Annotated in this window: 1 protein-coding gene; it reads left to right on the forward strand. The window is 67.1% G+C overall.

The features are described from left to right. Window positions 1–1006, forward strand: a 1006-nt coding sequence (locus ERD80_RS22310) for an iron ABC transporter permease (RefSeq protein WP_136548596.1), incomplete at both ends; no start/stop codon positions are given.

Consider the following 1006-nt stretch of genomic DNA (forward strand, 5'->3'; position numbering starts at 1 on the left):
GCTGGTGTTTGGCATCGCCTGGGGCAAGCGTCTGTCGCCGGTGACGCTGATCCTGGCCGGTCTGGTACTGAGTCTGTACGCCGGCGCGGTTAATCAAATCTTTGCCATCTTCAATCACGATCAGCTGCAAAACATGTTTCTGTGGAGCACCGGCGCGCTGAACCAGCTCGACGGCCACAACGTGGCGCTGCTGTGGCCGCGCCTGCTGCTGGCGTTCGCACTGGCGCTGGCGCTGTTGCGTCCGCTGACGTTGATGGGGCTGGATGATGGCGTGGCAAAAAACCTCGGTCTGGCGCTGTCGGCGGCGCGCATTGCCGCGCTGGCGCTGGCGATCCTGCTCAGTGCGCAGCTGGTTAACGTCGCCGGTATCATCGGCTTTATCGGGCTGTTCGCGCCGCTGCTGGCGAAGATGCTGGGGGCGCGTCGTCTGCTGAGCCGCTTGCTGCTGGCGCCGCTGATTGGCGCACTGCTGCTGTGGCTGGCCGATCAGTGCGTGCTGTGGCTGACTGCGCACTGGCGTGAAGTGTCAACCGGGACGGCTACCGCGCTGATTGGCGTGCCGATTCTGCTGTGGCTGCTGCCGCGTCTGCGCACGGGCTCGCTGCCGCCGGCGATGAATGCTGGCGACACAGTGCCGCAGGAGCGGCAGGCCGTGCTGCGCTGGTGTCTGGCGGGCGTGATGATTCTGGCGCTGTGCAGTCTGGCGGGCATTGCGTTTGGGCGCGACGCACACGGCTGGACGTGGGTCAGCGGCGATATGCTGCAACAGCTGCTGCCGTGGCGCGTGCCGCGCGTGCTGGCGGCGCTGGTGGTCGGCACGATGCTGGGCGTCGCCGGGGTGCTGATTCAGCGCCTGACCGGTAATCCGATGGCCAGTCCGGAAGTGCTGGGCATCAGCTCCGGAGCGGCCTGCGGGGTGGTGGTCATGTTGTTCTTTGTGCCCGGCAACGCGGTCGCCTGGCTGCTGCCGGCCGGCGTGCTGGGTGCCGCGCTGACGCTGCTGGTG

Source organism: Pantoea sp. R102 (genome assembly GCF_004916815.1).
In the GTDB taxonomy this organism is placed as follows: Bacteria; Pseudomonadota; Gammaproteobacteria; order Enterobacterales; family Enterobacteriaceae; genus Pantoea; species Pantoea dispersa.